We start from the raw sequence: 26,484 nt of genomic DNA, 5'->3' as shown, positions 1-26,484 counted from the left end.
CAAAACAGGCCGAAAGGTCAAGGGATACCCGACCGCAACGGTGCATCCCGGCCCCCGGCGCAGATGCCCGGATCGCTCAATCCCCAGACTGTCCGTAGCGCTTTTGCAGCATGGCGAAGGTCGCGCGCAGGCCGAGGGCCTCACCCCCCTTGGGTCGGCCCGGTTTGGCGGTCGGCCGCCATGCAAAGGTGTCGAAATGCACCCACGGGGTCTTGTCCGGCACGAAGCGCTGGAGGAACAGCGCCGCCGTCGAGGCGCCGGCAAACGGGGTTTCGCCGCTGTTGGAGAGGTCCGCAATGTCGCTCTTGAACAGGTCGTTGTAGGGCGCCCATAGTGGCAGGCGCCACAGCGGATCGTCCACGTCGGTGCCACAGCTGGCCAGCATGGCCGCCAGTGCATCGTCATTGGTGAAGAGCGCAGGCAGGTCCGGGCCGAGCGCGACCCGCGCCGCGCCGGTCAGCGTGGCGAAGTCGATAATGAGTTCGGGCTTGTCTTCGCCGGCCCGCGTCAGCGCGTCGCCGAGCACCAGCCGTCCCTCCGCATCGGTATTGCCGATCTCGACGGTCAGGCCCTTGCGGCTACGCAGGACATCGCCGGGGCGGAAGGCATTGCCAGCGATGGCGTTCTCGGCGACCGGCAGCAGCAGGTGCAGCCGTACAGGCAGACCTGCGCCCATCACCAGATCCGCCAGCGCCAGCGCGTGGGCCGCGCCGCCCATGTCCTTCTTCATCAGCCGCATCCCGGAAGCCGGCTTGATATCGAGGCCACCGGTATCGAAGGTGATCCCCTTGCCGACCAAAGCGATGCGCGGATGCTCCTCGCGGCCCCAGACCAGCTCGATCAGCCGGGGCGCATTGGCTCGGTCCGCCGCGCGGCCGACGGCTTGGATCATCGGATAGCCCGATTCGAGCGCATCGCCGCGCGTCACGGTCATGGTCGCGCCGTGGCGCTCGGTGACCGCGCGCGTCTGCGCCTCGATCTCGTCCGGCCCCATTTCCGCCGTCGGCGTATTGACCATATCGCGCACCAGCGCGGTCGCGCGGGCCTGCGCGGCGGCACCGTCAATGGCGCCGGGCTGGCCGGTGAGCAGCACGCATGGTCCCTTGGTCGCCGGCTTGGCCTTGTAGCGCTCGAAGCGATATTGCGCCGTCATCCAGCCGAAGATGGCCGGGCCCGGCTCCCGCTCTGCCAGGCGATAGGTTCCCGCGGGCAGCACGCCCGGCAGTTTGGCGAGGCACCAGCTGGAGAGCGAGTCGACATTGGCGACATAGGTCACCACGCTCCAATCATCGGGCTTTTCCCCGGGCATGATGGCGTGGGCATAGGCCTTTGGCTGGTAATTCTGCGCCACGAGCGCCGCGCGTTCCCGCTCGGTTCGTCCGGCGAGCCATTGCTCATGGCTGGCGGCATCGATGAGATGGATGAGATGGGCGGTCTGGCCCGTGTCGGGGCGAACGAGATCGGCTGGGTCCGTCATAATGCAGGGTTAGAGTGCGCAAGGGGCCTCGGCAAGCGCCGGCTGATCCGTTAGGCTCGCCCCATTCGTGAAAGGATTGCCCCATGGCCCCCATCAAGACCGCCACTCTGCTCAGCCTGTGCATCGCGCTGGCCGCCTGCGGCAATGAAACCGTCGCCAACAATATGCAGGTGCCGGTCGAGAATGCGGTCAACGCAGCCGAGCCCATCAATGCGATGCAGGCCAATGCGGTGGGAGGCAAGTCGGTGGCGTTCACCAAGGACGAATCCGAATTTCGCGTCAGCTGGCCCGCCGCGGCGGCGGCCATCGCCCCGCTCAATGCCATGCTGCAGGAGAGCGCGGAGAAGCAGCGCAAGGAAACGGAGGACGGCATCCGGGCAGAAGAAGCCTCCGCAAAGGAGGCCGGCTACCCCTTCCGTGGCTATAGCTATACCGAGGACTGGTCCGTGGCAGCCGACGTGCCGGCGCTGCTCGTTTTGCGCAGCGAAGGCTATAGCTATACGGGCGGCGCGCACGGCATGCCACTGGTCAAGGTTCTCTACTGGGACAAGGCCGGGAACAAGGCGCTGGAGGCCGGCGCCTTGTTCGACGTCGCTGCGCTAGGCCGCGCCGTTAAAGACCGCTTCTGCACGGCTTTGGACGCCGAGCGCGCCAAGCGGCGCGGAGAGCCCGTCGGCAGCGGGGAGGGCAGCCCGATCCCCGAATTCGACCAATGTGTCGATCCAACCAAGCAGACGATCATTGCCGCGACCTCAGGTGGCGGCGCGCTCAACCGCCTTCACTTCGTGATCATGCCTTATGAGGCCGGGCCCTATGCGGAAGGGATCTACGAGATCGAAGTGCCGGTGGATGCGGCAGTGCTGGGCGCGGTGAAACCGGCCTGGAAGGGGGCCTTCGCGGCGGCGCAGTAGGCCGGCAATCCCCACCTCCCGTTCGTGTCGAGCGAAGTCGAGACACACAAGCACCGCTCTTCCCGTGTCTCGACTTCAGCCTAACGGCTGAAGTTTATCCTGAGCGCCCGCCTGCGGGCAGTCGAAGGGCTCGACACGAACGGGAGGCTGGAAAGCTTGGTCAGACCGAAATCGGCACGCCAAACAGGTCGTGCTCGTCCGCATCCTCGATCTCGACGGTCACGAAATCCCCCGCCGCAAGCCCCGGATCGACGTCGCGCAGATAAACATGCCCGTCGATCTCCGGCGCGTCAGCCTGGCTGCGGCCGGTCGCCCCGACACTGCCGTCCTCATCCGGTTCGCCAACCTCGTCGATAATCACAGGCAGCGTCCGGCCGATCTTGGCGGCCAGCTTGGCGGCTGAAATCCGCGCGCAGGCGTCCATGATCCGCTGGAAGCGCTCTTCCTTCACTTCGTTTGGCACATGGTCGGGCAGGGCATTGGCTTGCGCCCCCTCCACCGGCTCGAAGCGGAAGGCGCCGACGCGGTCGAGCTGCGCTTCCTCCAGCCAGTCGAGCAGATACTGGAAGTCCGCTTCCGTCTCGCCAGGGAAGCCGACGACGAAGCTGGAGCGGATCGCGATATCCGGGCAGATTTCCCGCCAGCCGCGCAGGCGCTCCAGCACCTTGGCCTCGTTGGCGGGGCGCTTCATGGCGCGCAGCACATTGGGCGCGGCGTGCTGGAAGGGGATGTCGAGATAGGGCGTCAGCAGCCCTTCCGCCATCAGCGGGATCACCGCGTCGACATGCGGATAGGGGTAGACATAATGCAGCCGCACCCAGGGCTGCTCGCCCTGTGGCGTGCGCAGGCCGCCGAGTGCGCGGGCAAGGTCGGTCATATGGGTGCGGACCGGTTCGCCCTTCCACAGCCGTTCCTCATGGCGCACGTCCACCCCATAAGCAGAGGTGTCCTGGCTGATGATCAGCAGTTCCTTGGTGCCCGCCGCGACCAGCTTCTCCGCCTCGCGCAGCACCGCGTCGATCCGTCGACTGGCGAGCTTGCCGCGCAAATCGGGGATGATGCAGAAGGCGCAGCTATGGTTGCAGCCCTCGCTGATCTTCACATAGCCATAATGGCGCGGGGTGAGCTTGAGGCCGCCCTCGGGCACCAGATCGACAAAAGCATTGGGGACGGGCGGCGCGGCATCGTGCACCGCATTGACCACATCCTCATATTGATGCGCACCGGTGATCGCCAGCACCTCCGGGAAGCGGGCGCGGATCAGCTCGGCCTCATTGCCCATGCAGCCGGTCACGATCACGCGGCCGTTCTCAGCAATGGCTTCGCCAATCGCCTCGAGGCTTTCTTCCTTGGCGCTGTCCAGAAAACCGCAGGTGTTCACCAGCACCACGTCCGCGCCATCATAGTCTGGGGACAGGGCGTAACCATCGCTCCTCAGCTTGGTGAGGATACGTTCTGAATCGACCAGCGCCTTGGGGCAGCCGAGCGAGACCATGCCCACCTTGGGCGCGTCGGGGATTTTCAATGCCATGATTGCGCGCGCATATAGGGCGCCGGCAAGCAAAAGGCGAGTCGTCCCGCGCGGTCCATCTGCGCCGTTACGCCGGGCTGGGGCTGGGCGGTGTTTCGCCGTCGTTGGGAATGATCTCGATGATCATGTCGCCCGCATAGAGCATCGCGGCTTCTGGCTCCCAGAAACCATAAGCGCGCCCGGCACGATAGAGACGCACGCCCAGGCCGGTCTGGATCGCGCTCAGCGGTTCGCCCACCTCGGCCTGCGTGACGCGGCGCTCGCGCAGCTGCACGCGCCCGCCCGATGCGGCAAGATCGGCCATATAATCGGCGATATGAGCGCCTTGGCACGAACCGGCGAGCAGCAGTCCGGCGAAACTGACCGGATTGATGACCGTCGTCGCGCCCGCCTGGCGGGCGAGCGACTCATTGTCTGGCGCCCTCACGACGACACTCAGCGGGATATCGGGCGCGAGGTGGCGAGCCGTCAGCGTCACGAGGATCGAAGTGTCGTCGCGTCCGGCCGAGACGATCATGGCCTGCGCTTCCTGAACGCGCACGTCCATCAGCGTCTGGTCGCGCGTCGCATCCCCTTTCAGGATGTTGCAACCAGCGGCCTCGGCCAGCGCCAGCGATTCGTCGCTGCGCTCAATGACGACGATGCAGCGCGGGTCTGTGCCGCGCGCCACCAGCTCCCGCACCGCCTCGGAACCGCTCGTGCCGAAGCCGGCGACGATGATGTGGTTGGTGAGGGACTTCTGGATCTGCGACATGCGCCACCTGTGCCAAACATTGCGGAAAACGAACTGATAGGCCGTGCCAAGAAAGATCAGCCAGACGAAGATGCGCGCCGGGGTAACGAAGATGCTCTCGAACAGCCGGGTGCGGTCCGTGACCGGCACGATGTCGCCATAGCCCACGGTGGTGACCGTCACGGCGGTGAAGTAGACGACATCGCCAAAGCTGACCTCCCCGTCGAGATTGTCGCGCAGCCCGTCCCGCTCGAACCAGTGAACCATCAGAACGAAGGTCGCGAGGATCAGGATCGCACCCACCCGCCACGCGAGGTCCGCCCAGACCGGCAGGGACGAGCGCCGTCGCAAAAAGGCGCGCGGCGGCACGCGGGGATCGTCGCGCTGGAACATCAACGGCCTTGTGCCAGCGGGGAGGGCAAGGTGCAAGGCGAGGTGGGGGCAGGAGTGAACCTTCTCCCCTCATCTTCCAAGAAGGGGCTTCAGATCACTGCCGTTATTCCCCGGCCCCCGCCAGCCCCGCTTGCAGCGCCGTGAGCAATTCATAGTGCGTCAGGTCGTAGTGCAGCGGCGTCACCGATACATAGCCCTCCGAAACCGCCGCGAGGTCGCTCGCTTCCGGTGCTGAGTCGCTGTGGTGCAGGCCGAACCAGAAATAATCATAACCGCGCGGATCGGTGCCCGGCACGATGCGGGTGCGGTCGATGTCGTAGAAGCCCTGGCGCGCGACCTTGATGCCCTTGATCGCGCTGGCGGGCAGGGCCGGGAAGTTCACGTTGATGAGTGTGCGTTCCAGCGCATCCTGCTTGAGCAGCGCGCGGACCACCCGCTCGCCCCAGGCCTCGGCCGCCTCGAACGGAATGCTGTCGCCCAGCCCCTCGCGCGAGTAGACTTGGCTCAGCGCAATCGAGCGCACGCCGGAGATCGCGCCTTCCATCGCCGCCGAGACGGTGCCGGAATAGGTCACGTCCTCGCCCAGATTGGCGCCGCGATTGACGCCGGAGAGCAGCAGGTCGGGCTTCTGGTCCTTCATCAGATGCCCCACCGCCATCATCACCGCATCGGTGGGCGTGCCGGAGACGCTATAATGCTTTTCGCCATGCTCGCGCAGGCGCAGCGGGCGGGAGAGTGTCAGGCTGTGCCCGGCGCCCGATTGCTCCTCCATCGGCGCGACGATCCAGATGTCGTCGGAAAAGCAGCGGGCGATCTTCTCCAGCACCTTGAGGCCGGGCGCGTTCACGCCATCGTCATTGGTAAGCAGGATGCGCATCAGGCGGGCGCCAGCGTCGTGAGGCCACCGATATAGGGTAGCAACGCCTCGGGCACGGTCACGCTGCCGTCGGCGTTCTGGTAATTCTCCAGCACCGCTACCAGTGTCCGCCCTACGGCGAGACCCGATCCGTTGAGCGTGTGCAGGAAGCGCGTGCCCTTCTCGCCCTCGGGCCGGTAGCGCGCATTCATGCGCCGCGCCTGGAAGTCGCCACAGGTCGAGACGGAGCTGATCTCGCGATAGGTCTGCTGGCTCGGCAGCCACACTTCCAGATCGAAGGTCTTGGTGGCGGAGAAGCCCATGTCTCCAGCACAGAGCAGCATCCGACGATAGGGCAGGCCCAGCGCCTCAAGAATGCCCTCGGCGGATTTGAGCATATGCTCATGCTCGGTCGCCGCCTGATCGGGTGTGCAGATCGCCACCAGCTCGACCTTCTCGAACTGATGCTGGCGAATGAACCCGCGCGTATCGCGCCCGGCCGACCCCGCCTCCGAGCGGAAGCAGGGCGTGAGCGCCGTGAACCGCATGGGCAGCGCGGCCTCGGTCAAAATCTGCTCGCGCACGAGATTGGTGAGGCTCACCTCGGCGGTCGGGATCAGCCAGTGGCCGGTGGTGGTGCGGAAGAGGTCTTCGGCGAACTTCGGCAACTGCCCGGTGCCGAACACCGCCTCGTCGCGCACCAGCAGCGGTGGATTGACCTCGGTATAGCCATTGGTCTCCGTCTGCCGGTCGAGCATGAATTGCGCGAGCGCCCGATGCAGCCGCGCCATCTGCCCCCGCAGCGCCGCGAAGCGCGCGCCGGACATGGCAGCCGCACCCTCGAAATCGAGGCCGAGCGCAGGACCGAAATCGGCATGGTCCTGCGGCGTGAAGTCGAAGCTGCGCGGCGTGCCCCAGCGGTGCACTTCCACATTGCCCGCCTCATCGACGCCATCGGGCACGTCTGCGGCGGGCAGATTGGGAATGGCGGCGAGGCGGCTCTGCACAGCCTCCGCCAGCGCCTTCTCCTGCGCCTCCAGCTCGGGCAGGCTGGTCTTGAGTGTCGCGACCTCCGCCTTCAGCGCCTCGGCTGTCTCCTTGTCGCCCTTCGCCATCGCCTGGCCGATGGCCTTGCTGGCCTCGTTGCGTCGCGCGAGGCCTTCCTGCACCTGCGTGGCGACGGCGCGCCAGCGCGTGTCCTCCTCGCCGATAGAGGCGGCGACCGGCTCCATACCACGGCGGGCGAGGGCGGCGTCGAAGGCGGCGGGATTGTCCCGAATGGCTTTGATATCATGCATGGCGCACCGCCTATGCCCCGCGCGCCATGGCCGATCAAGCGGCCAGCGATCTCCCAGTGGTGAGGACGCGACTGGCACCGCCGCCCAAGCCTGGCGAGGGCAGCGGTATTCGTCTCGTTCGGCCGCCGATTCACGGCGGATTCGGCCGTTGTTCAGTCATCGTTCAATGCGCTGGAAACAGTGCTTGTTTCACTCTCGGCTGCGCTCTATAGGCGCCGCGAGAGCGCCGGAAATCGGCGACTTGATCGACGCGGAGAAGTGAATGGCCTCGCTTGCAGATTCGTCGGATAAAAACGGCTCGAAAGGCTCGGGGATCGATCTTCCCGAGGGCTATCGGCCTTCCGCAGACGAAGAGTTTATGGGGCCGCTGCAGCTGGAATATTTCCGCCGCAGGTTGCTCGATTGGAAAAAGCAAATTCTCGCCGAGGCAGAGGGCACGCTCGCCACGCTGCAGAGCGAACCGCTGCGCGAGCCCGATCTCAACGATCGCGCCTCCAGCGAAACGGACTGGTCCATCGAGCTGCGCACCCGCGATCGCCAGCGCAAGCTCATCTCGAAGATCGACGCCGCGTTGCGCCGCATCGACGATGGCGAGTATGGCTATTGCGAAGTGACCGGTGAGCCCATCTCGCTCGGTCGCCTTGAAGCCCGCCCCATCGCGACCATGACCGTCGAGGCGCAGGAGCGCCACGAACGGCAGGAAAAAGTCTCCCGCGACGATTGATCACACGACTGGCAGCTCTCCTCCCGATAGCTTGCATGTCTGCGCAGGGCGCGCCGCCGATGAGCGGCGTTCTGGCCGCTCGCCTTCCTGACTGATCAACTAGCGTTGATTGCGCGTGCGCGGTTCAGTGCTCGCGGGCTTTCTATTCTCTCGGGAGGCTGTCAACGGTGCCGGGCTTCCGCCTTCGCTCGGGGAGCATCCTTGTGCCCTAACCCGCGCGCTCACACCCGCCTACGGCAGTCAGCCCGCAATGACAGCAGGATTCTGCTGCATCTATAATCGCGCCAATGTCCAGAAACGAAAAAGCGGAGGAGAGCTGCTTCTAAGCGCTCGATCCTCCGCTTTGTCCCGTCGCCCGTGCCGGTCTTCCCGGCGGCTCCCTCTCCGAAGTAATCTTGTAAGAGCGATGGAGACGGGCCTGCCTAATGCAGTTTTATACAAAAAAAAAGGGCCGACCTCGTGAGAGATCGGCCCCTTGAGTCTTAGGAGAGGATGCCTGAAAGGCAGTTTCTAAATAGCACATCCGTTTTTTGCTGCAAGTGCGAAAAACGAAACTCGCTGATGCAAAAATGTAATTTAGATATACGCCTTTGATCTAAAAGAGAAAAAATTTTCGCCGGAGGGGAAACCTTCTTCATCTCTCTCACCGCTGGGTTTTATCTCGCGCCCGCGAGAGGTGACGGAATCAACCGGGGATCGCCTCAAAGAAGCGAAAAAAATTCAAAGAAACCCGCCATTTTCTGATCATGGATGAGGGCGCCTTGCTCCTAGCTGAACATTGCAATCGAATGCAATGTCGCCCGTATTCGCGAATCACCTGCCCGCTTCGACGATCAGATGTCGCCGCTGAAGGTGTCGCACTGGGCAGGGTCGCCGGAGTCGTAGCCCCGACGCAGCCAAGCCACCCGCTGGGCGCTGGTGCCGTGGGTGAAGCTGTCCGGCACCGGCCGGCGCCCGGCGTCCTTTTGCAGCGTGTCATCGCCGATCGCTGCGGCAGCGCGCAGGCCTTCCTCAAGGTCGCCGGTTTCCATCAGACCGGTACGGCGTCCCCACACCCCTGCGTAGCAATCGGCCTGCAGCTCGATGCGGACCTGCAGTGCATTGGCTTGTGCTTCGCCCAGCTGCTGCTGCCTTTTGTTCACATCATCCAGCCGGCCCTCCAGATGCTGGACATGATGCGCGACTTCATGGGCGATCACATAGGCCTGGGCGAAGTCGCCCGGTGCGCCGAAGCGCTGCTGCAGTTCCCGGAAAAAATCCGTGTCGAGGTAAATCTTCTCGTCGAGCGGGCAGTAGAATGGTCCCATGGCCGATTGCGCCGCCCCGCAGCCAGATTTTCCGTTTTGGGCATAGAATGAGAGCACGGCGGGCTTGTAGGTCTGGCCGCTTTGCCGGAAGAGATCGCCCCAGATGCGCTCGGTGGTGTTGAGCACCTTGAGCGAGAAGCTCTGCATCTGTGTCAGCTCTCCCTCCTGACCCGTAGGAGCGCCCTGCTCGGTCGCCGGCTGGGAGGTATCTCCGCCGGTCAGCAGCCCGCCGCCGCTAAAGCTGATGAAGGCGAACACGGCGAGCGCGATTACCACCCCGCCGCAGCCGAAGCGGCTGCCGATCATCGGCAGCAACATGCCGAGCAGATTGCCGCCCCCGCCGCCGAAACCGCCCCCGCCGCCACGCTGGATCTCGTAGTTGCTGCTTTCCCGTTCGTCGTCGAGCCGCATTCTCGTCCCTTCCCCAGCGCGTGCTTGCATGATCACGCCATGGTCGATGTGTCGGGAAATTCTCCCCGCTGCGACGGTGAAATGCAACAAGGCTAGGAACTATCCCAACGCCCCGGCAATTCTGTGGGGATCGCGACATCCGGTCCCCGCTCGGCGCTGGTGGACGGCCGGGGATTGGGATATTGCATCGCACCATGGATATGCCGACTCCGCGTCGCCGCGGCGGCCATGCGCCGCTCCCTTTGCCCGATCAGGTCGCACTGGTCCTCCAGGGCGGAGGCGCGCTGGGGTCTTATCAGGCCGGCGTGATCGAGCGGCTGGCGGCGCTTGGCATCGGGATCGACTGGGTCGCGGGCATCTCCATCGGCGCCGTCAATGCCGCCATCATCGCCGGCAACACGCCCGATCAATGGGTGGCCCGTCTGACCGAGTTCTGGACTCTCGTCAGCAGCGGCCTGCCGAACATCTGCCTGCCCGAGGACGATCATCTGCGCGAGGGCGCACATCTCGCCGCCGCCGGCGCCGTGCTGCTCGGGGGCGTACCAGGTTTCTTCCGCCCGCATTTCTTGCAGCCCCTATGGGCGCCGCCCGGCACGACGGAAGCGATCAGCTATTACGACACGGCGCCCTTGCGCGAGACACTGGACCGGCTGGTCGACTGGGACCGGGTCAATCACGGTCCCATGCGGTTTTCCATTGGCGCAGTGGATATCGAGAGCGGCAATTTCGTCTATTTCGACAATCAGGACCCGAAATGGCGGGGCCGGATCGATGCCCGCCATGTCATGGCTTCCGGTGCCCTGCCGCCGGGACTCCCGCAGGTGGAGATCGATGGACGCCATTATTGGGATGGCGGCCTGGTCTCCAATACCCCGCTCAGTCATGTCCTCGAGCATCAGTCCGGTGATCTGCTGATCTTCCAGGTCGATCTCTTCCCGGCAGAAGGGCCGCTGCCGCGCGAAATGAGCGATGTCTGGTCGCGGCAAAAGGATATTCAATATTCCAGCCGCACCCGGCAGGTGACGGACCGCTTCCTGCGTACTCGGCGCGAGCATGAGGCGATCCGCGCGCTGCTGGATCGCTTGCCGCAGGACCTCGCCCAAACACCCGAGGCCCGGCGGCTGGCGGGGATGATCGAAGAGGGATCGGTCAACATCATCCATCTTATCCACCGCCTGCGCGCATGGCACAGCGGCGCGCGCGATTTCGAATTTTCGCGCCGCACGATGCTGGATCACTGGGCGCAGGGCGATGCAGCCGTCGCCGCCGTGCTCTCGCACGGGACCCAGCTTATCGCGGAAAATATCGTCAGTGGCCGCAGCGCAACCTTCGACCTCGCGCTGACCGGTCAGATCAAGGAGAAGCAGGCATGAGTTTGAAGGGCAAGACAGCGCTGATCACCGGCTCCACATCAGGCATCGGCCTTGCTTATGCCAAGTCGCTGGCGGCCGAGGGTGTCAACCTCGTCATCAACGGCTTTGGCGATGCCGATGCCATCGAGAAGGAGCGGCTGGCCCTGGAGCAGGCGAGCGGCGCGAAGGCGATCTATTCCGGCCATGATCTCACCAAGCCGGAGGAGATCGAGGCGATGATGGCGCAGGCGGCGGAGGCCTTTGGCGGTGTCGATATCCTCATCAACAATGCCGGCACCCAGCATGTCGCGCCGGTGGAGGAATTCCCGCTCGACAAGTGGAGCCTCATCATCAAGCTCAATCTGGAATCCGCCTTTCACACCACCCGGCTTGCCGTGCCCTATATGAAGCAGCGCAAATGGGGCCGGATCATCCAGACCGCCTCCGCGCACAGCCTCGTCGCCTCGCCGTTCAAGTCGGCTTATGTGACGGCCAAGCACGGCCTTGCCGGCTTTACCAAAACGATCGCGCTGGAGTTGGCGACCTTTGGCATCACTGCCAACTGCATCTCGCCCGGCTATGTCTGGACCCCGCTGGTCGAGGGCCAGATTCCGGACACGATGAAAGCGCGCAACATGACGCGCGAGCAGGTGATCAACGATGTTCTGCTGGCTGGCCAGCCGACCAAGGAGTTCGTGACGGTGGAGCAGGTCGCCGCCATCGCGATGTTCCTCTGCTCGGATCCCGCGAGCAACATTACCGGCGCGAACATCAGCGTGGATGGCGGCTGGACCGCCGCCTGAGGGCTACAATTACGACAGCTAGATAGAAGCGTGTGCTCCTGCGCAGGCAGGAGCCTAGGGCGGCAAGGACATCCGGCTGCGCCCTAGGCTCCTGCCTGCGCAGGAGCACTATTCGCAAATCTAGCTGGGATGGGGGCACTTAGCCCCAACGTCCTTGGCCCCTCCCTGGGGGAGGGAGGGGCCGTCGGGGACTGTGGGAGAGTATCAGCGCCGTGGGAGAGTAACGCTGATGAGGACTGTATAGCCCGCACTTGTCACGAGACTTTGTCGCAATCGGCGGATTTTGTATCAATGTGTCGCAACCGCGTGGATAGGCTCAGTTACCGCTGCCGCCCAGCACGTTGATCGTGAAGGCCAGCACGCCCAGATTGAAGACAAAGGCGGCAAGGCTGTGGATCGTCGCCACGCGCCGGACCGACGTGGAGGTGACCGCCACGTCCGAGGTCTGGAACGTCATGCCCAGCGTGAAGCTGAAGTAGACGAAATCCCAATAGGTCGGCTCCTTGGTACCGGGAAAGTCGAAGCCGCGCGCATCCGCGCCGCCCTCGTCCTTCGCGTCGCCCTCGCTCCGCACATAGAACATATGGGCATAATGGAGGGCGTAGACCATGTTGGAGAAGATCCACGCCAGTGCCAGGGTCGCGATGACCAGAGCCATGGCCTCGACGCCGGGATCGTGCCTGTTCTCAAGTTCGGAGAAGATTGCGACGAGCACCACCAGCGAGACCGCGCCGGTTATCCCCAGCAGCAAGGTGCGATTGGCATCGTTCCGCGCGGCAGACTGGCGCATCTGATCCGGCCCGGCGCGGGCCAGCAAAGGCCAGACGGACAGCAGAAAGATGCCGGCCGCGATATCGAATCCCGCCATCGTGGCATGACGCCAGCCCAGAACCGGATGCAGCAGCGGCAGGCTGACAAGCAGGATCGTCGCAAAAGCGAGGAAGCGTATGGGCGCAAGGCGCCGTCCAAGGTCAAGAGCCATCGGTGCGACTATAGCGGGCGAAATTGCCTGCCGAACCTTGTTTCTTCATCTGCTAGCGCCGGCGCGCATCGCCGTTCGGGCTCACCAATCCCTGACTTTCCCGTTCTACAACGCAAGTCACGTCCGCGCCCTTCTGCGCCAAGGTTAGGAACCTTTAGCAGAGCCGGTCTTGGCCCCGCAGAACCCGGACGCGTCCAATAGCGACGCGCCCGCATTCTGCCAAATTCAACCCGCGCTTCAGAGCTTGCTCGTCAACTCCGGCACGATTTGGAACAGGTCGCCCACCAGTCCGACGTCGGCCACCTGGAAGATCGGCGCATCCTCGTCCTTGTTGATGGCGATGATGGTCTTGGAGTCCTTCATGCCGGCAAGGTGCTGGATGGCGCCGGAAATGCCGACGGCGATGTAGACGTCCGGCGCCACGATCTTGCCGGTCTGGCCAACCTGATAGTCGTTGGGCACGAAGCCCGCATCCACCGCCGCGCGCGAGGCGCCCACTGCCGCGCCGAGCTTGTCGGCCAGCGGCTCGATGAGCGCCTTGTAATTCTCGCCGCTGCCCACGCCACGACCACCCGAGACGATCACCTTGGCGCTGGTCAGCTCGGGCCGTTCCGAGGCAGCAACCTCGGCGGACACGAAGCGCGCCGTGCCGGCATCGCCGGTGCCGGACACGGCCTCCACCGGAGCCGATCCGCCCTCGGGCGCCGCCTTGTCGAAGGCGGTGCCGCGCACGGTGATGACCAGCTTGGCGTCACTCGTCTTCACCTGCGCGATGGCGTTGCCGGCATAGATCGGGCGCGTGAACGTGTCCGGCCCATCAACCGCGATGATGTCCGAAATCTGCATCACGTCCAGCAAGGCGGCGACGCGCGGGGCGATGTTCTTGCCGGTGGTGGTGGCAGGCGCGAGGAAGGCGTCATGATGCCCCATGAGATCGACGATCAGCGGCGCGACATTTTCCGGCAGCTGATGCTCCAGCGCGGCGTCGTCGGCGAGATGGACCTTGGCCACGCCCGCGATCTTCGCTGCCTGCTCGGCCACGGCGGCGCAGCCCTTGCCCGCGACGAGCAGATGGACCTCGCCCAGCTTGGCGGCGGCGGTCACGACCGGCAGGGTCGCATCCTTGAGGGTGGCATTGTCATGCTCGACCAGAACCAGTGTCTTCATTATCCTGTCCCTTCATCCGCATCCCGTTCGCTTCGAGCGAAGTCGAGAAGCGTTGTGCGCGGCGTGTCTCGACTTCGCTCGACACGAACGGAAAAGTGATCGGTCGCTCAGGCGACCCCAAGCACCTTCAGCTTCTCGACCAGCTCATCCACGCTGTTCACCTTCACGCCCGCCTGCCGCTTGGCCGGTTCGGTCACCGTCAGCGTCGTCAGCCTCGGCGTCATGTCCACGCCGTAGTCGGCCGGCGTTTTCTGCGCGAGCGGCTTGGACTTGGCCTTCATGATGTTGGGCAGCGAGGCATAGCGCGGCTCGTTCAGGCGCAGGTCGGTCGTCACGATGGCTGGCAGCTTGAGCGCCACCGTTTCCAGCCCGCCGTCCACTTCGCGCGTCACGTTCGCCGTATCACCCGAGACCTCGACCTTGCTGGCGAAGGTGCCCTGTGCCCAGCCGAGCAGCGCGGCGAGCATCTGCCCGGTCTGATTGCTGTCATCGTCGATCGCCTGCTTGCCGAGGATCACCAGGCCCGGCTGCTCCTCATCGACAATCGCCTTCAGGAGCTTGGCCACCGCGAGCGGCTCGGCCACGCCCTCGTGGGTAATCAGGATCGCGCGGTCCGCGCCCATGGCCAGCGCCGTGCGCAGCGTCTCCTGCGACTTCGCCTCGCCGATGGAGACTGCGACGATCTCGGTCGCGACGCCCTTTTCCTTCAGGCGAATGGCTTCCTCGACGGCAATCTCGTCAAAGGGGTTCATGCTGAGCTTGACGTTGGCCAGGTCCACACCGGACCCGTCCGCCTTCACGCGCGGCTTGAGATTGTAATCGAGCACCCGCTTTACGGGGACGAGGATTTTCATCTGCGCTCTCCTTAAGACATTCAAATGTTAGTTGACGTTCACGTTAACGTCAACCGTGCGCGAGACTGGCGAATTCCGCCATGAGGGGTTGGAATTGCTCCATGGGCGGGAAGGTCTCGAAGCTGTGTCTGGCTTTCGTGACTGCCCAGGGCAGCGCTTCCGAGGTATAGGTTTCGAGGAACGGCGGGTCCGTCGGCGGCGCGTCCAGCAAGGTCGTGCGCACGTTGACGATCTCGTCCATGCCGTCCGGCCGCGTGAACACCCAGCTCAGGCAATGGTCGCAGAAGAAATGCCGGGTTGCCCCGTGCAATCCACCGATCACCGACTCCCCGGCGATTACCTCGAAACCGGTGGAGAGATAGCAGCTACTCAGCGAGAAAGCGCTCGCCGTCATCAGCTGGCAGCCGCGGCAGTGGCAGGCCGCCGTGAACAGCGGCGCCCCGGTCACCCGAAAGCGCAGCTTGCCACAGCGGCAACCGCCCTCTGCCGCGCCCTGCATCAGGCCAGTGCCTTCACCTCGGCCACGATCTTCTTGGCGGCATCGCCCAGATCGTCGGCCGGCACGATAGCGAGGCCGGAATTGGCGAGGATTTCCTTGCCCTGCGCCACGTTGGTGCCCTCAAGCCGCACGACCAGGGGCACCGAGAGATTCACTTCCTTGGCCGCTGCGACAATGCCCTCGGCAATGATGTCGCAGCGCATGATGCCGCCGAAGATGTTGACCAGAATGCCCTTCACCGCGGGGTCGCTCAGAATGATCTTGAACGCCGCTGTCACCTTCTCCTTGGAGGCGCCGCCGCCCACATCGAGGAAGTTGGCCGGGAACATGCCGTTCAATTTGATGATGTCCATCGTCGCCATGGCAAGGCCCGCGCCGTTGACCATGCAGCCGATGTCGCCATCCAGCTTAATGTAGGCGAGGTCGTACTTGCTCGCTTCCAGTTCGGCGGGGTCTTCCTCGGTCTCGTCGCGCAGGTCCATCAGGTCCGGGTGGCGGAACAGGGCATTGCCGTCGAAGCCGACCTTGGCGTCCAGCACCTGGATCTTGCCGCCGGCGATGGCGAGCGGGTTGATCTCGATCTGGCTGGCATCGGTGCCGAGGAACGCCTTGTAGAGCGCGCCGGCAACCTTGCTGGCCTGCTTGGCGAGATCGCCCGAAAGCTCCAACGCGGCAGCCACGCGGCGGCCATGATGCGGCATGAAGCCGGTCGCCGGGTCGATGGTGATGGTGTGGATCTTCTCGGGCGTGGAGTGCGCCACTTCCTCGATGTCCATGCCGCCCTCGGTGGAAGCGACCATGGCGATGCGGCCGCTGGCGCGGTCCACGAGCAGGGCGAGGTAGAATTCCTTCTCGATGTCGACGCCATCGGTGATGTACAGGCGGTTGACCTGCTTGCCGGCCTCACCGGTCTGGATCGTCACCAGCGTGTTGCCGAGCATGTCCTTGGCGTGCGCCTCGACTTCCTCGATCGTCTTGGCCAGCCGCACGCCGCCCTTGGCATCCGGACCGAGCTCCTTGAACTTGCCCTTGCCGCGCCCGCCGGCATGGATCTGCGCCTTCACCACATAGAGCGGGCCGGGGAGCGACTTGGCGGCCTCGACGGCTTCCGCCACGGTCAGCGCGGCATGGCCGGCGGGGACGGGGGCGCCAAATTTCGCGAGCAGTTCCTTGGCCTGATATTCATGGATGTTCATGGGTGCAGTATCCTGAGCCTGAGAAGAGGTTGGCCGCGCCATAGCCCAAGCCGACGCCGGCGTAATTTGCAAAGTTGCAAAATCGACGGTTCGGATACGCTATTTACACGTGGACCAGTGCCCCCTCGGAGCAAGGCGTCGCAAGTCGGATTGGCTGGAAGACGTCAGGTCTGTGCGTCAGATCGCGCAGCTAATGGCCGATGCTGTCGCCGCTCGCAGGATTTCGGGATCGCCCAGCGTGCTCAGGTGGCGAACCATTTCGCTCACCGTCGTCCGGTTCGGGTCGATGCCGCGTCCATCGGTCAGCGTCGCGATCCGGCGAAGCTGCGCATTGCTCAGGCGATCCGTGAGGGTGCGCGCCATGCAGCCGGCCATCGGCTCGCTGAGGCCAGCGCGCACGAGCCCTGCGCGAATGCGACTTTCCGGCGTCGCGCAGCTGCTCAACAAAATGGCTGCGGGCAGGGCGAGGGCGGCAAGCGCGCGGGCGGAGGTGAGCTTCATGCGCGGGAGATTAGCCGGCCAGGCGGCTCATGCCTAGAGCCTGCGTTTCGGCTGCTCTGTCTTGGCGCACAGGCGGGCGCAGCATCCTTGGTGTGCGTGCCTGCGTGCTGGCCAGCCCGGCCCCGACCGGTTACACATCCGCCGCATCCTCCCTGCTGGAATGCGCACCATGATCGAGATGTTTTTCACCCGTTTTGCCAGTCGCATGGCGAGCTGGACGGGCCAGCCATTCACCTTCGTTCTCGCCTTGGGCATCATCGTCATATGGGGGGTCAGCGGGCCGCTCTTTCAGTGGTCCGATACCTGGCAGCTGGTCATCAACACCGGCACGACCATCGTGACCTTCCTCATGGTGTTCCTGATCCAGAATGCCCAGAACCGCGACGCGAGCGCGATGCAGGTCAAGCTGGACGAGCTTATCCGCGCCATCGAGTCCGCGCAGAATGGCTATATCGGAATCGAGCATCTCACCGATGCGCAGATTTGCAGCCTGCGCGATGCGTTGGAGAAGGAAATCGACGCGGTGCCGGAATTGATCGCCCAGCGCCAAGTCGAGCTGAACAGGCTGATCGAGCGCCGCTGACAAAGCAAAACGGGCGCCGTTCGGGCGCCCGTTTCATGTGGAGGACTAATCGCTCAGCTCGGCATGGCCTTTGGATCAACCGGCCAAGGATGGGCCTTTGCAGGCTTCGAAACGTCCGGCGATGCCGAAGCATTGGCTTGCGCCTTGCCGGACGACAGCGATTTGCCGATCCCCTGCCGGGCCGTATCCGTCTCGGACGTCTGGCGATGTTCCGCCAACTTGTCCTTCAGCTCTTGAGCGCGCTTGCGGGCGCGATCCTTGTACGGCTCGAGGCGTCCCTCATCGTTCATCTTCTTGAGCTTCGAGCCGATGAAGGCGGCGACCGCTCCATAGAAAAATGTTTTCAGCATGATGCTCTCCTGATTTGCAAAATGTTGCGAAGTGCTGTCACGGCGTCGACCGGCAAGCCTTAACGGCAGCGCACCTCGCCGCGTTCGATGGCTCGACCAGCCACGGCGCCACCCGCAGCGCCGATGATCGTGCCGATCGTCTTGCTGCCGCCGGGCGCGATGATGTTGCCGAGAACGCCACCGGCAAGGCCGCCGATGATCGCGCCCCGCGTGCCGTCCGGCTTGCGGCAATAGTAGCCGCCTCGGTCGTCACGGTAGATCGGGTCATTGGCGCCCAGCACATAGCCATCATTGTTCGAGGCGTAGCCGGGGCCGCCGCCAAGGCCCATGTCGCTGCACCCTGCGAGGGTCATGGTCGCGGCTGCGAGCGCGATGGCCGGTGTGCGAAATCCTGCGAAAGTCATGTCCTTGCCTTTCTGATCGTCCTGCCCTTGTTGGCAGAGATAACGGCTGGAAGGCGAGGTCGTTCCGAGGGCTCGCAGAACCCGTCCTGCTGCGCGCTCGCGTGCCGGATCAGCTCAGGCGATGTTCCAGCGTCACCTCGGCATTGAGCAGCTTCGAGACCGGGCAGGTCTTCTTCGCCTCTTCCGCGATCCGCGCAAACTCATCGGGGTCTATGCCGGGGACGGTGGCTTCCAGCACCAGGTCCGAGCGGGTGATCGTAAAGCCGCCATCGCCCTGTTCGAGCTTGACGGACGCCTTGGTGTCGAGCGACCCGTCGGCATAGCCGGCGCGCTCCAGCGCGAAGGAGAGCGCCATGGTGAAGCAACCGGCATGGGCCGCCGCGATCAGCTCCTCGGGATTGGTGCCGGGCTCATCGCCGAACCGGGTGCCAAAACCATAGGGCTGCTCCTTGAGCACGCCGGATTGGGTGGTGAGGCGGCCTTTGCCGGCCTTGCCCATGCCTTCATATTGAGCCGATGCTGTCCGGGTGGTCATGTGATGTCTCCTTGAACGCGTTGCGCAATATCGTTGAACGAACGCCCCCCGCGCTCGGTTGCCTAAAGGGCGGCGTGCCAGATCGTACCATCTTTGCTGGAGGATTTGGCGACAATGCATGGAGGCGGGGCGCTCCGGCCCATAAGGGAATGATTGAGTAGCAGAGCCGACACTTACTGGCAGGCGAGGGTGCGAGCCGGGACGCGCCGATGATCCGGGAGGCGTTGGCATAGAGCGCATGTTCGACTATCCGATATCACCCACTACTATCACTGGATTCACGCCTGATGGAGGAGTCAAGTGGTCGCATCTCCAGTGTGGACAAAGATGATTTAGGCAATCATTATGCGAGTTGAACAAAAATTGAGAATATAGCTAGGCCGGGGTGCCCTGCCCAGTGGGGGGCTAACTCTCTGCCGGCACAAGTAAGGGTTCCGTGCTGGAAGGCTTCGATTTCGGGAGAGCTTTGATGGAACCCGCTTTGCGGCTCAGTCTTAGGAACTTTGCTTTCAAAAGAACCGTACGCCTTGGGCAAATCTGAGTGCGCTGCATCGCAAATAAACGGGGATTGAGCGGATTCCTCAGTGTTCGATTTATCGGGACGGTGCCTCTTGAGCTGGGCAACATCGGGCGCGAAGGAACCTTCGGATGAATCGGCTACAACCGCGCCGACCCATTGCATGGCTCTTCCTCGTGCCTGCGCTGATGATCCCCCTGATGCTGGCATCGACGCTGACCTGGTTGCAGAGCGAATATGATCGTTGGGAAACGCTGCGTGTAGAAGCCTTAGCATCCAACAGCCGCAGGAGTCAGGTCAGCGACCTGCTGTCGATCATGCGATCGGCTGAGACCAGCCAGCGTGGCTATGCGATCAGTGGCGATGAAGCGCTCCGTTCCCGATTTATCGAGGGCGAACGTTCGACCCGCCGTTTGTTGCGCGAACTGCACAAGGGGTTTGGCGACGATACCATCCAGCAGGAGAGGCTGTCCGACCTGGATCAGACGGCGGATACGAAATTCGCAGAGATGGACGAGGTGATCCATCTGCATGACACGCAGGGCACTGCTGCTGCGCTCGGCCGGATCAGCGATGGTCAGGGTCAGCGGTTGATGGCGAGGTTTGAACGGGTGGCGGGCCAGCTAATCCAGCGAGAGATCGCCACGGGCGCGCAGCGGGTTCAGGCAGTACAGGCGCGATCAGCGACGCTCCAGCGGGCGATGTGGATCATCCTCGCTATAGGCAGCCTCGTGCTGGCCGTGATGCTCTGGCTGCTGTGGCGCCAGCGGCAAGCGCAGTATCGTATCGCACTGGCAAGCTACGATGCGGCCAAGCGCAATCAGGCGATTCTCAACGGGACCGCCGATCCCATCTTCATCATCAACCCGAGCGGGACGATCGAGATGATCAATCCCGCCGTCACGCGCACACTGGGCTATGACACGCACGAGCTCGATCGTCGCGACATCAGCGTCGTGACCAATATCGCGCCGGGCAGCGGCAGTTTCCATGAGCGGGTGGGGCTGGTCGACGGCGTCTTGAAGGTCAGCTTCTTCCATGAGCAGATTGTGCGCGACCGCAGTGGCAAGATGATCCCGTTCGATATCGCGCTCGGCACCATGCGGTTGCCCGATGGAGACCATCTCGTGATGTCCCTACGAGACATTACCGAGCGCCGTCGTCTCGATCAGCAGAAGAACGACCTCATTTCCTCTGTCAGCCATGAACTGCGCACGCCGCTCACCTCGATCATCGGCGCGCTCTCGCTCCTCAATGCCGAGGCGGGCGGTGAGCTGCCCGAAGGCGCGCGCGAGCTCGTCGGCATCGCCGAAAATAATGGTCGCCGGCTGATCCGGCTGATCAACGACATGCTCGATATTGATCGGATCGAAGCCGGGCGCTTCCAGATGTCGATGGCCCAGGTCGATCTGCGCGATATCGCTTTGCGTGCCTGCGAGAATTTCGACGGGCTTGCCCGCTCGCAAGGTGCCGCATTGACGTGTCATGTGCCGGATGCGCCGGTGATCGTCGAAGTGGATGACGATCGCATTCTTCAGGTGATCGGCAACCTCGTTTCCAACGCGCTCAAATATACGCCGGGGCAGGGCCGTGTGCAGATTACCGTGCGCCACGGGCGGCACGATGGCGAGGCAATCGTGCAGGTGGATGACGAAGGGCCGGGCATTGCAGCGGAATTCCGTTCGCGAATCTTCGGCCGCTTCGAGCGCGCTATCGAGCATGAAGGGACTGCCGGCACCGGTCTCGGACTTGCCATAGCACAGGAGATCGTCAGCCGTCATGGCGGTAAGATCTGGTTTGAGGATCTGCCGAAGGCCGGCACACGCTTCGTTTTCTCGCTCCCTGCATCGGTGTCGGCGACTGTCGCCGACGATCTGGATCTGGAGACCAGCATCCTGATTTGCGAGAGCGACCCGCAGGTGGGGCTTTCCCTGCAATCTGCCCTCGCGAGTGAGGGCTATGCCAGTCACCTCGTTACCAATGCCATGGCAGCCCGCGACGCCATTGCCGAGCATGGTTACACGATGCTGCTGCTGGACATGGCACTGGAAGATGCCAATGCTTTTGAGATCGCGCGTGATCTGCGCCAGCAGGCGGGGCCTGACAGCCTCTCGATTTTGGTGGTGTCACCGCAGAATCTTGAGGCGCCAACGACCCGTCTCTCGCTGGATTTGGTCGACTGGATCGAAAAGCCCGTCGATGTCCTACGGTTGAAGGCTGCTGTCTCCGCCGGTGTCCCGCTTAATAAGAGAGAGCGGCCGACCGTCCTCCATCTCGATGACGACCAGGATACGCTGGACGTGACGGCCATGGCGTTGGCTGGTGAAGCCGAAATCTTCAAGGCCCGCTCGCTGGAGCAGGCCCGCACCCTGCTTGCCAGGCGGCAACCCGACCTGGTGATCCTTGATTATCATTTGGAGCACGGAACGGGGCTCGATCTACTGCCTGACCTGCTCACCACAGATGGTGTCGCAATTCCAGTTATCATCTATTCCGCGCAGGACTTGCGGTTCGACGATCTTACTCCGGTCGATGCGGTGCTGCTGAAATCTCGTGCGTCCATGCCCGATCTCAAGGCGACCATTCGCCGGGTGATTGCAGAACGTCACGTCAGGCTCCGGTTATGAGTGGTCAGGCGCCCCTTGCCTTGCTGTATGTCGATGACGACGCGGACATCCGGCATATCGTGAAGCTTGCGGTATCGCTCGATCGCGCGATGGACCTGCGCGCTGCGGGGAGCGCGGCAGAGGCTCTGGCGTTATTGGATGCCAGTGACTGGCGACCGGACGTGATCATGCTGGATGTGATGATGCCTAAAATGAGCGGTCCAGAGTTGATGCAGACCCTGCGCAACAGTTACGGGCTTCAGGGCAAGCCTTTCATTTTCATCACGGCCATGGGGCGGGAAATGGACCTTGCGAGCTATCGCAAACTGGGGGTGGCGGACATCATCCTGAAACCCTTCAACCCGATCACGCTGGCTCAGCATATTCGCAAGGTCGTCAATATTTGAGGTGCTTCGCGAGCCGGCCCTCGCGCTTCCACTCAACGGCAAAGAGACCTCGACCCGTCAGGATGGCGTACACCCGGTTCGGGCTGGCAAGCAACCGACCCGACTGAAGCGGCGTTTGGGGTTTACGGTAATTTTGGTAATATCTGAGAAGGAATAAGGGTTTAGCGAGGACATGGGTCATTGAAAGGCGAGAGATAGGAGCCATTATGCCAGACAGTGTCTTGGTCAGCATCGTGGAAGACGATGATGATCTGAGGAGTATATTGAGCCGTTTCTTGTCCGGCGTCGGAATGAAGGTCGCTCCCTTCGCCAATACGGCTGACCTCGACGATGTCTGGCGGGCCGATCCGCCCGACGTGGTAATCCTCGACGTGAATCTTCCTGGTGAGAATGGCATCATGGCTGCGGCCCGGCTGCGGTCTTGGTCGCAAGTGGGGATCATCATCCTTACCGGGCGCACGGCCGAGGAAGACAAGCTGCTCAGTCTGTCCATGGGGGTCGACCATTATCTGCATAAGCCCGTGAATCTGCGCGAGCTTGAGAGCGTTATCAGAAATCTGGCACGTCGTGTCAGCAAGAGCCGGACAAGCCAGGAAGACCCTGTTGGCGAAAAGGGCTCGTGGCATCTCGACCTGCGCGCCTGGCTTTTGACGGCGCCGAACGGCAAATCGGTCAAGCTCTCCTCGCTGGAGTGCCAGATATTGGCGCCACTGCTGGAAACGCCCGGACAAGCGGTTTCTCGTGATGTGTTGAACGCCAACCTTGGGAAAACGCATGTGGACCCGGACAACCGCGCGCTGGACGTCCTGATCTCCCGGATGCGCCGACGGGTCGAGGATTTCACCGGCATGGCATTTCCCGTGCGCGCGGCGCGAGGGACCGGCTATGTCGTCACCGCTACCGATCAGCCCCGGGCCTGAACCGCACGCAGGCATGGCGCAGTCAGGTCGATGCGGAAAGTGTATATCTCCCAAGGCGCCATATTGATCTGAACATGGTTTGCTCGCGGTGTCGGTTTCCGCGCGCACCGCTTTTCGCGTTGGTCGATGATCCATTTGATGGATGACCTCACGCCTCCTGCATCCATCGCCCGAATCCTGAACGTCGCTTGGGTTGCGTCGGCACTGCGTCGGTGGCGGTGACGCGAACCGGGTTCTCCAGGCCTGGCAGGCGTGCGCGGCGAGATCTGCATCCCCAGCCCTTTCCTATCGACATTGCCACTTGGATTGCCGTCCACCGCGGGAAGCGGGTGGATCGCGCAGGTCTCGTTTGCACGCTGCAGCGGGAAGCCGTGCTTCTCATGCAGCGCCTTCCTAATACGCAAAAGCCCATCCGATAACTCAAATACAGTTTAGGTGATACATAGTGAAATATGTAACATAGCGTTACATATATTATGTAACAGGTCATTTTAACTAATTATTAATCAGAATTACTCATAACAGGCTGCATATTTACTTTCAGACGTGACTTAATGTCTCTTTGTAATTGGCTTGGAATGATGAAACAGACCCACATCTTAATGCTTTCGACAAGCTTGGCCCTTCTGGGTGCGTCGGCAGCTAATGCGCAGACCGCAATCGAACGCAGCCTCCCGCCGGTTCCGGTGGCGCCGGGCGCGCCCATTGCCGCGCCAGACATCGTGCCGGCATCGCAAGACGAGACGCCCCTGGGCGCGACGCTGCGCCACATCGTTCTTCTCTCCGGCACGGACGAGCCGCTTGCCTTCGACATGGTGCCTTCAGACGCGGTCGATGCCTCGCGCGTTCCCAATCTCGATCGCGCTGGTATCGACAACACGCTGCGCTCGTTCATCGGCCAGCCGCTCTCGCGCAAGCTGATCGCCCAGATTCAGGCCGACATCGCGCGCAAGGCGCGCAGTGTCGGGCGCCCGTTCGTTTCTCTTTCCACGCCTGCGCAGGAAATCACCTCTGGCGTCCTGCAAATCCGCGTGACCGAGTTCCGCGTCGGCGACATCAAGGTGCAGGGCGCTGACGGCAAGGCGGCCAAGGCCGTGCTCGATGGCATCCGCCAGAAGTCGGGCGACCCGGTGGAAGCGACCCCGCTTGCCGAAGATCTCGACTGGCTCAATCGCACGCCCATGGGTGAAGTCGGTGCGCGTTTCGCGCCGGCGGTGGACCAGGACGGCGTCACTGATCTCACTCTGGCTGTGCGCCGTGACCGCCCCGTGCGCGTCTATGGCGGCTGGAGCAATGGCGGCTCGGATTCCACGGGGATCGACCGGTTCTTCCTGGGTGCGATGGCCCGTCTTCCCCTCATCGAAGGGGGCTATGCATCCTACCAGATCACCGGCAGCACGGATTTCTGGTACAAGGATGGCGGCGTTCTTCGCGGCCAGCCGCGCTATGTCGCACAGGGTGGCCGGCTTTATATCCCGACCGCGCCGCGCCAGAATATCGAACTGACGCTGAGCGATGCGCTCACCAATCAGGTCATCAATGCGGATTTCTCCGTTCGCCAGCGCACCCGCGAGGCAACGCTCGGTTATCGCTCGGCACTGTCCAATCTGGGCCTGCCTGCCGGCTTTGGCGACGTTCTAGCAGGTGTCGAATTTAAGCGTCAGCGCCGGGAGGTCTTCTTCGGCCAACTGACCGCGCTCTCCGATTCTGCGGATATGTGGCAGGGCCTGCTCGGCCTCTCGAAGGGATGGACGGGCAATGGACGCCAGCTTTCGGTTAGCGGGAACCTCCATGTCAGCCCCGGCGGGCTGAGCGCCCGCAGCTCTGGCGCGCGGCTTGCGGAACTGACCAACGACCGGGTCACGTCCGACCGTTATGCCTATGCGACGCTGGACGTCTCCGGCGCGGTTCGCTTGCCGAAGAACTTCGCGCTGACGAGCCAGTTCGCGTTCCAATATGCCCGCCGCCCGCTGCCGCTTCCTGCGCAGATCGGCGTCGGTGGCGAGGGGCTGGCACGCGGCTACACGGCAGATGACGGCAGCTACGATCGCGGCTTCGTGCTGCGCAACGAGCTGCGCCTGCCGCCCTTCGCCCTGATTGGCAAGGAAGACCAGCTTTCCCCCTACCTCTTCACCGACATCGCGCATGGGCGCGATCTTGCCGCGCGGCGCAACACGACCGTCGCATCGGCGGGTGTGGGGACGGACTACCGCTTCGGCCGGCACCTCTCTGCCGGCATCAATTCGGCCTGGGCTCTCAAGGATGGGATGAGCACACGTTCCGGCGACTGGCGCCTCCAGGCCCGCGTCACCGCCAGCTTCTGAACCGGAAGACCCCCGATCATCACGATCACAACCACGAAACGCGAAGGACCACTCGCATGACCAAGGTTAACAACGACATCGAACTCTCTGGCTCGCAGCTTCTCTACGATCAGCCCGAGGCCCTCCACTCCGAAGTCCACGGCGCGCTGCGCTTTCAGCGTGCCGAGGCGGGTTTTCCCAGCGGGCGCGAACTGCACCTGGTGCCGCTGCTCGTCGGCGAGTTTCCGCAGGCAATGCGCCACTATCCAATCATCTTCGCGGGTGCCGAGCGCACGCCGCTGGCGGTGATGGGCCTGGCCGAGGGCGAGAACCTGTTCATGGCCGACGGCCAGTTCGAGGCCGGCGCCTATGTGCCCGCTTATCTGCGCCGCTACCCCTTCACGCTGGCCGGTGCCGGCGAGGAACAGTTCGTCGTCTGCATCGACCGCGCAGCGCCCGGTTTTGTCGAGGGTGAGGAGGGCGAAGCCCTGTTCTCCGGCGGCGAACCGACCGAATTCACCAAGAACGCCATTGCGTTTCTCGACGAGTTCGAATCCGAGCGCCGCCGCACTCAGACCTTCATCGACATGATCGAGGCTGCCGGCCTGTTCGAGGTCAAGAACACGTTCATCCCGGGTGAAACGCCCGAGCATCTGGCGGACTATTATGCCGTCTCGGAAGAGACGCTCCGCGAACTGCCCGATGCGGTGCTCGCTGACCTCGTCAAGCGCGGCGCCCATGCGATGATCGACATGCACCTGGTCTCGCTGCAGCGCTGGGACGATCTCATCGTCCGCCGCGCGGCGCGCCGCCAGGCCGAGGAACAGCCGGTGGCCGAAGCCGCCTGAGAAGGGCCGCCTGACC

At 63.4% G+C, this 26,484-nt stretch carries 25 protein-coding genes; 10 read left to right on the top strand and 15 right to left on the bottom strand.

What is annotated here, in order from left to right; translation table 11 throughout:
• Nucleotides 1–76: 76 nt before the first annotated feature.
• Nucleotides 77–1,477, bottom strand: a complete 1,401-nt coding sequence (locus tag M2341_RS13230; RefSeq protein WP_264585554.1) for a leucyl aminopeptidase family protein — start codon at nucleotides 1,475–1,477, stop codon at nucleotides 77–79.
• Between the two features lie 83 nt (nucleotides 1,478–1,560).
• On the opposite strand from M2341_RS13230, the gene M2341_RS13225 reads away from it, so the two are divergent.
• A complete protein-coding gene (locus tag M2341_RS13225; RefSeq protein ID WP_264585553.1) occupies nucleotides 1,561–2,388 on the top strand; it encodes a DUF3298 and DUF4163 domain-containing protein in 828 nt (275 codons plus the stop codon).
• A gap of 160 nt (nucleotides 2,389–2,548) precedes the next feature.
• Here the strand turns inward: M2341_RS13225 and rimO are convergent, their stop codons facing one another.
• From rimO to serS, 4 genes are all read right to left on the bottom strand, one after another.
• On the bottom strand, nucleotides 2,549–3,919 hold the full coding sequence (rimO, locus tag M2341_RS13220) for a 30S ribosomal protein S12 methylthiotransferase RimO (RefSeq protein WP_264585552.1): 1,371 nt from the start codon (nucleotides 3,917–3,919) through the stop codon (nucleotides 2,549–2,551).
• 67 nt (nucleotides 3,920–3,986) lie between these two features.
• Nucleotides 3,987–5,045, bottom strand: a complete 1,059-nt coding sequence (locus tag M2341_RS13215) for a potassium channel family protein (RefSeq protein ID WP_264573368.1) — start codon at nucleotides 5,043–5,045, stop codon at nucleotides 3,987–3,989.
• A 103-nt stretch (nucleotides 5,046–5,148) separates the two neighbouring features.
• Complete coding sequence (gene surE, locus M2341_RS13210) at nucleotides 5,149–5,922, bottom strand: 5'/3'-nucleotidase SurE (protein WP_264585551.1); 774 nt, start codon at nucleotides 5,920–5,922, stop codon at nucleotides 5,149–5,151.
• Nucleotides 5,922–7,199, bottom strand: a complete 1,278-nt coding sequence (gene serS, locus M2341_RS13205) for a serine--tRNA ligase (RefSeq protein WP_264585550.1) — start codon at nucleotides 7,197–7,199, stop codon at nucleotides 5,922–5,924. The genes surE and serS overlap by 1 nt, the downstream gene beginning before the upstream one ends.
• Nucleotides 7,200–7,461: 262 nt before the next feature.
• Between serS and dksA the strand changes: the two genes are divergently transcribed.
• Nucleotides 7,462–7,923 (top strand): RNA polymerase-binding protein DksA, encoded by a 462-nt coding sequence (gene dksA / locus M2341_RS13200; RefSeq protein ID WP_181560338.1) that lies wholly within the window; start codon nucleotides 7,462–7,464, stop codon nucleotides 7,921–7,923.
• 833 nt (nucleotides 7,924–8,756) lie between these two features.
• Here dksA and M2341_RS13195 read toward each other — a convergent pair.
• On the bottom strand, nucleotides 8,757–9,641 hold the full coding sequence (locus tag M2341_RS13195; protein WP_181560337.1) for a neutral zinc metallopeptidase: 885 nt from the start codon (nucleotides 9,639–9,641) through the stop codon (nucleotides 8,757–8,759).
• A gap of 194 nt (nucleotides 9,642–9,835) precedes the next feature.
• Between M2341_RS13195 and M2341_RS13190 the strand changes: the two genes are divergently transcribed.
• Nucleotides 9,836–11,014, top strand: a complete 1,179-nt coding sequence (locus M2341_RS13190) for a patatin-like phospholipase family protein (protein WP_264585549.1) — start codon at nucleotides 9,836–9,838, stop codon at nucleotides 11,012–11,014.
• Nucleotides 11,011–11,796, top strand: a complete 786-nt coding sequence (locus M2341_RS13185; protein WP_181560335.1) for a 3-hydroxybutyrate dehydrogenase — start codon at nucleotides 11,011–11,013, stop codon at nucleotides 11,794–11,796. Before M2341_RS13190 ends, M2341_RS13185 begins: the two co-directional genes overlap by 4 nt.
• A 316-nt stretch (nucleotides 11,797–12,112) precedes the next feature.
• Here the strand turns inward: M2341_RS13185 and M2341_RS13180 are convergent, their stop codons facing one another.
• The 6 genes from M2341_RS13180 to M2341_RS13155 form a co-directional block, all read right to left on the bottom strand.
• The gene (locus M2341_RS13180) at nucleotides 12,113–12,778 is read right to left on the bottom strand and encodes a DUF1345 domain-containing protein (protein WP_264585548.1); all 666 of its coding nucleotides are present in this window, start codon (nucleotides 12,776–12,778) and stop codon (nucleotides 12,113–12,115) included.
• Nucleotides 12,779–13,015: 237 nt separating this feature from the next.
• The gene (locus M2341_RS13175) at nucleotides 13,016–13,945 is read right to left on the bottom strand and encodes an electron transfer flavoprotein subunit alpha/FixB family protein (protein WP_264575220.1); all 930 of its coding nucleotides are present in this window, start codon (nucleotides 13,943–13,945) and stop codon (nucleotides 13,016–13,018) included.
• A 107-nt stretch (nucleotides 13,946–14,052) separates the two neighbouring features.
• Complete coding sequence (locus M2341_RS13170; protein WP_181560332.1) at nucleotides 14,053–14,799, bottom strand: electron transfer flavoprotein subunit beta/FixA family protein; 747 nt, start codon at nucleotides 14,797–14,799, stop codon at nucleotides 14,053–14,055.
• A 49-nt stretch (nucleotides 14,800–14,848) separates the two neighbouring features.
• Nucleotides 14,849–15,298 carry a GFA family protein gene (locus tag M2341_RS13165; RefSeq protein ID WP_264585547.1) on the bottom strand — a complete coding sequence of 150 codons (450 nt, stop codon included), beginning with the start codon at nucleotides 15,296–15,298 and terminating at the stop codon, nucleotides 14,849–14,851.
• Complete coding sequence (gene sucC / locus M2341_RS13160; RefSeq protein WP_264571029.1) at nucleotides 15,298–16,494, bottom strand: ADP-forming succinate--CoA ligase subunit beta; 1,197 nt, start codon at nucleotides 16,492–16,494, stop codon at nucleotides 15,298–15,300. Before sucC ends, M2341_RS13165 begins: the two co-directional genes overlap by 1 nt.
• A 177-nt stretch (nucleotides 16,495–16,671) precedes the next feature.
• Nucleotides 16,672–16,995 (bottom strand): hypothetical protein, encoded by a 324-nt coding sequence (locus M2341_RS13155; protein WP_264571028.1) that lies wholly within the window; start codon nucleotides 16,993–16,995, stop codon nucleotides 16,672–16,674.
• Between the two features lie 169 nt (nucleotides 16,996–17,164).
• Between M2341_RS13155 and M2341_RS13150 the strand changes: the two genes are divergently transcribed.
• On the top strand, nucleotides 17,165–17,578 hold the full coding sequence (locus M2341_RS13150) for a low affinity iron permease family protein (RefSeq protein ID WP_413715532.1): 414 nt from the start codon (nucleotides 17,165–17,167) through the stop codon (nucleotides 17,576–17,578).
• A 53-nt stretch (nucleotides 17,579–17,631) separates the two neighbouring features.
• Here the strand turns inward: M2341_RS13150 and M2341_RS13145 are convergent, their stop codons facing one another.
• The 3 genes from M2341_RS13145 to M2341_RS13135 all read right to left on the bottom strand — a co-directional run bounded on the left by M2341_RS13145 (nucleotide 17,632) and on the right by M2341_RS13135 (nucleotide 18,867).
• Nucleotides 17,632–17,928: a hypothetical protein gene (locus M2341_RS13145; protein ID WP_264585546.1), complete on the bottom strand. Its 297-nt coding sequence runs from the start codon at nucleotides 17,926–17,928 to the stop codon at nucleotides 17,632–17,634.
• A gap of 59 nt (nucleotides 17,929–17,987) precedes the next feature.
• Nucleotides 17,988–18,332, bottom strand: coding sequence for a glycine zipper 2TM domain-containing protein (locus M2341_RS13140; protein ID WP_181560327.1), 345 nt, complete (start codon nucleotides 18,330–18,332; stop codon nucleotides 17,988–17,990).
• 109 nt (nucleotides 18,333–18,441) lie between these two features.
• Complete coding sequence (locus M2341_RS13135; protein ID WP_264571026.1) at nucleotides 18,442–18,867, bottom strand: OsmC family protein; 426 nt, start codon at nucleotides 18,865–18,867, stop codon at nucleotides 18,442–18,444.
• A 717-nt stretch (nucleotides 18,868–19,584) separates the two neighbouring features.
• On the opposite strand from M2341_RS13135, the gene M2341_RS13130 reads away from it, so the two are divergent.
• From M2341_RS13130 to M2341_RS13110, 5 genes are all read left to right on the top strand, one after another.
• Nucleotides 19,585–22,011 (top strand): ATP-binding protein, encoded by a 2,427-nt coding sequence (locus tag M2341_RS13130; protein WP_264585545.1) that lies wholly within the window; start codon nucleotides 19,585–19,587, stop codon nucleotides 22,009–22,011.
• Nucleotides 22,008–22,397, top strand: coding sequence for a response regulator (locus M2341_RS13125; RefSeq protein WP_264585544.1), 390 nt, complete (start codon nucleotides 22,008–22,010; stop codon nucleotides 22,395–22,397). The genes M2341_RS13130 and M2341_RS13125 overlap by 4 nt, the downstream gene beginning before the upstream one ends.
• A 206-nt stretch (nucleotides 22,398–22,603) precedes the next feature.
• Nucleotides 22,604–23,317 (top strand): response regulator transcription factor, encoded by a 714-nt coding sequence (locus tag M2341_RS13120; RefSeq protein WP_264585543.1) that lies wholly within the window; start codon nucleotides 22,604–22,606, stop codon nucleotides 23,315–23,317.
• A 602-nt stretch (nucleotides 23,318–23,919) separates the two neighbouring features.
• Nucleotides 23,920–25,641: a ShlB/FhaC/HecB family hemolysin secretion/activation protein gene (locus M2341_RS13115; RefSeq protein ID WP_264585542.1), complete on the top strand. Its 1,722-nt coding sequence runs from the start codon at nucleotides 23,920–23,922 to the stop codon at nucleotides 25,639–25,641.
• 56 nt (nucleotides 25,642–25,697) lie between these two features.
• On the top strand, nucleotides 25,698–26,468 hold the full coding sequence (locus M2341_RS13110) for a SapC family protein (protein WP_264585541.1): 771 nt from the start codon (nucleotides 25,698–25,700) through the stop codon (nucleotides 26,466–26,468).
• Nucleotides 26,469–26,484 lie beyond the last annotated feature (16 nt).

The organism is Sphingobium sp. B7D2B (assembly GCF_025961895.1).
In the GTDB taxonomy this organism is placed as follows: domain Bacteria; phylum Pseudomonadota; class Alphaproteobacteria; order Sphingomonadales; family Sphingomonadaceae; genus Sphingobium.
The sequence above is the reverse complement of the archived record's forward strand: the minus strand, read 5'-3'. Positions and strand labels throughout refer to the sequence as shown.

Excerpts from the sequence above, each read along its gene's own strand:
- M2341_RS13230 (WP_264585554.1), bottom strand. The coding sequence starts at position 1,477 with ATGACGGACCCAGCCGATCTCGTTCGCCCCGACACGGGCCAGACCGCC.
- M2341_RS13225 (WP_264585553.1), top strand. The coding sequence starts at position 1,561 with ATGGCCCCCATCAAGACCGCCACTCTGCTCAGCCTGTGCATCGCGCTG.
- rimO (WP_264585552.1), bottom strand. The coding sequence starts at position 3,919 with ATGGCATTGAAAATCCCCGACGCGCCCAAGGTGGGCATGGTCTCGCTC.
- M2341_RS13215 (WP_264573368.1), bottom strand. The coding sequence starts at position 5,045 with ATGTTCCAGCGCGACGATCCCCGCGTGCCGCCGCGCGCCTTTTTGCGA.
- surE (WP_264585551.1), bottom strand. The coding sequence starts at position 5,922 with ATGCGCATCCTGCTTACCAATGACGATGGCGTGAACGCGCCCGGCCTC.
- serS (WP_264585550.1), bottom strand. The coding sequence starts at position 7,199 with ATGCATGATATCAAAGCCATTCGGGACAATCCCGCCGCCTTCGACGCC.
- dksA (WP_181560338.1), top strand. The coding sequence starts at position 7,462 with ATGGCCTCGCTTGCAGATTCGTCGGATAAAAACGGCTCGAAAGGCTCG.
- M2341_RS13195 (WP_181560337.1), bottom strand. The coding sequence starts at position 9,641 with ATGCGGCTCGACGACGAACGGGAAAGCAGCAACTACGAGATCCAGCGT.
- M2341_RS13190 (WP_264585549.1), top strand. The coding sequence starts at position 9,836 with ATGGATATGCCGACTCCGCGTCGCCGCGGCGGCCATGCGCCGCTCCCT.
- M2341_RS13185 (WP_181560335.1), top strand. The coding sequence starts at position 11,011 with ATGAGTTTGAAGGGCAAGACAGCGCTGATCACCGGCTCCACATCAGGC.
- M2341_RS13180 (WP_264585548.1), bottom strand. The coding sequence starts at position 12,778 with ATGGCTCTTGACCTTGGACGGCGCCTTGCGCCCATACGCTTCCTCGCT.
- M2341_RS13175 (WP_264575220.1), bottom strand. The coding sequence starts at position 13,945 with ATGAAGACACTGGTTCTGGTCGAGCATGACAATGCCACCCTCAAGGAT.
- M2341_RS13170 (WP_181560332.1), bottom strand. The coding sequence starts at position 14,799 with ATGAAAATCCTCGTCCCCGTAAAGCGGGTGCTCGATTACAATCTCAAG.
- M2341_RS13165 (WP_264585547.1), bottom strand. The coding sequence starts at position 15,298 with ATGCAGGGCGCGGCAGAGGGCGGTTGCCGCTGTGGCAAGCTGCGCTTT.
- sucC (WP_264571029.1), bottom strand. The coding sequence starts at position 16,494 with ATGAACATCCATGAATATCAGGCCAAGGAACTGCTCGCGAAATTTGGC.
- M2341_RS13155 (WP_264571028.1), bottom strand. The coding sequence starts at position 16,995 with ATGAAGCTCACCTCCGCCCGCGCGCTTGCCGCCCTCGCCCTGCCCGCA.
- M2341_RS13150 (WP_413715532.1), top strand. The coding sequence starts at position 17,165 with ATGATCGAGATGTTTTTCACCCGTTTTGCCAGTCGCATGGCGAGCTGG.
- M2341_RS13145 (WP_264585546.1), bottom strand. The coding sequence starts at position 17,928 with ATGCTGAAAACATTTTTCTATGGAGCGGTCGCCGCCTTCATCGGCTCG.
- M2341_RS13140 (WP_181560327.1), bottom strand. The coding sequence starts at position 18,332 with ATGACTTTCGCAGGATTTCGCACACCGGCCATCGCGCTCGCAGCCGCG.
- M2341_RS13135 (WP_264571026.1), bottom strand. The coding sequence starts at position 18,867 with ATGACCACCCGGACAGCATCGGCTCAATATGAAGGCATGGGCAAGGCC.
- M2341_RS13130 (WP_264585545.1), top strand. The coding sequence starts at position 19,585 with ATGCTGGCATCGACGCTGACCTGGTTGCAGAGCGAATATGATCGTTGG.
- M2341_RS13125 (WP_264585544.1), top strand. The coding sequence starts at position 22,008 with ATGAGTGGTCAGGCGCCCCTTGCCTTGCTGTATGTCGATGACGACGCG.
- M2341_RS13120 (WP_264585543.1), top strand. The coding sequence starts at position 22,604 with ATGCCAGACAGTGTCTTGGTCAGCATCGTGGAAGACGATGATGATCTG.
- M2341_RS13115 (WP_264585542.1), top strand. The coding sequence starts at position 23,920 with ATGCTTTCGACAAGCTTGGCCCTTCTGGGTGCGTCGGCAGCTAATGCG.
- M2341_RS13110 (WP_264585541.1), top strand. The coding sequence starts at position 25,698 with ATGACCAAGGTTAACAACGACATCGAACTCTCTGGCTCGCAGCTTCTC.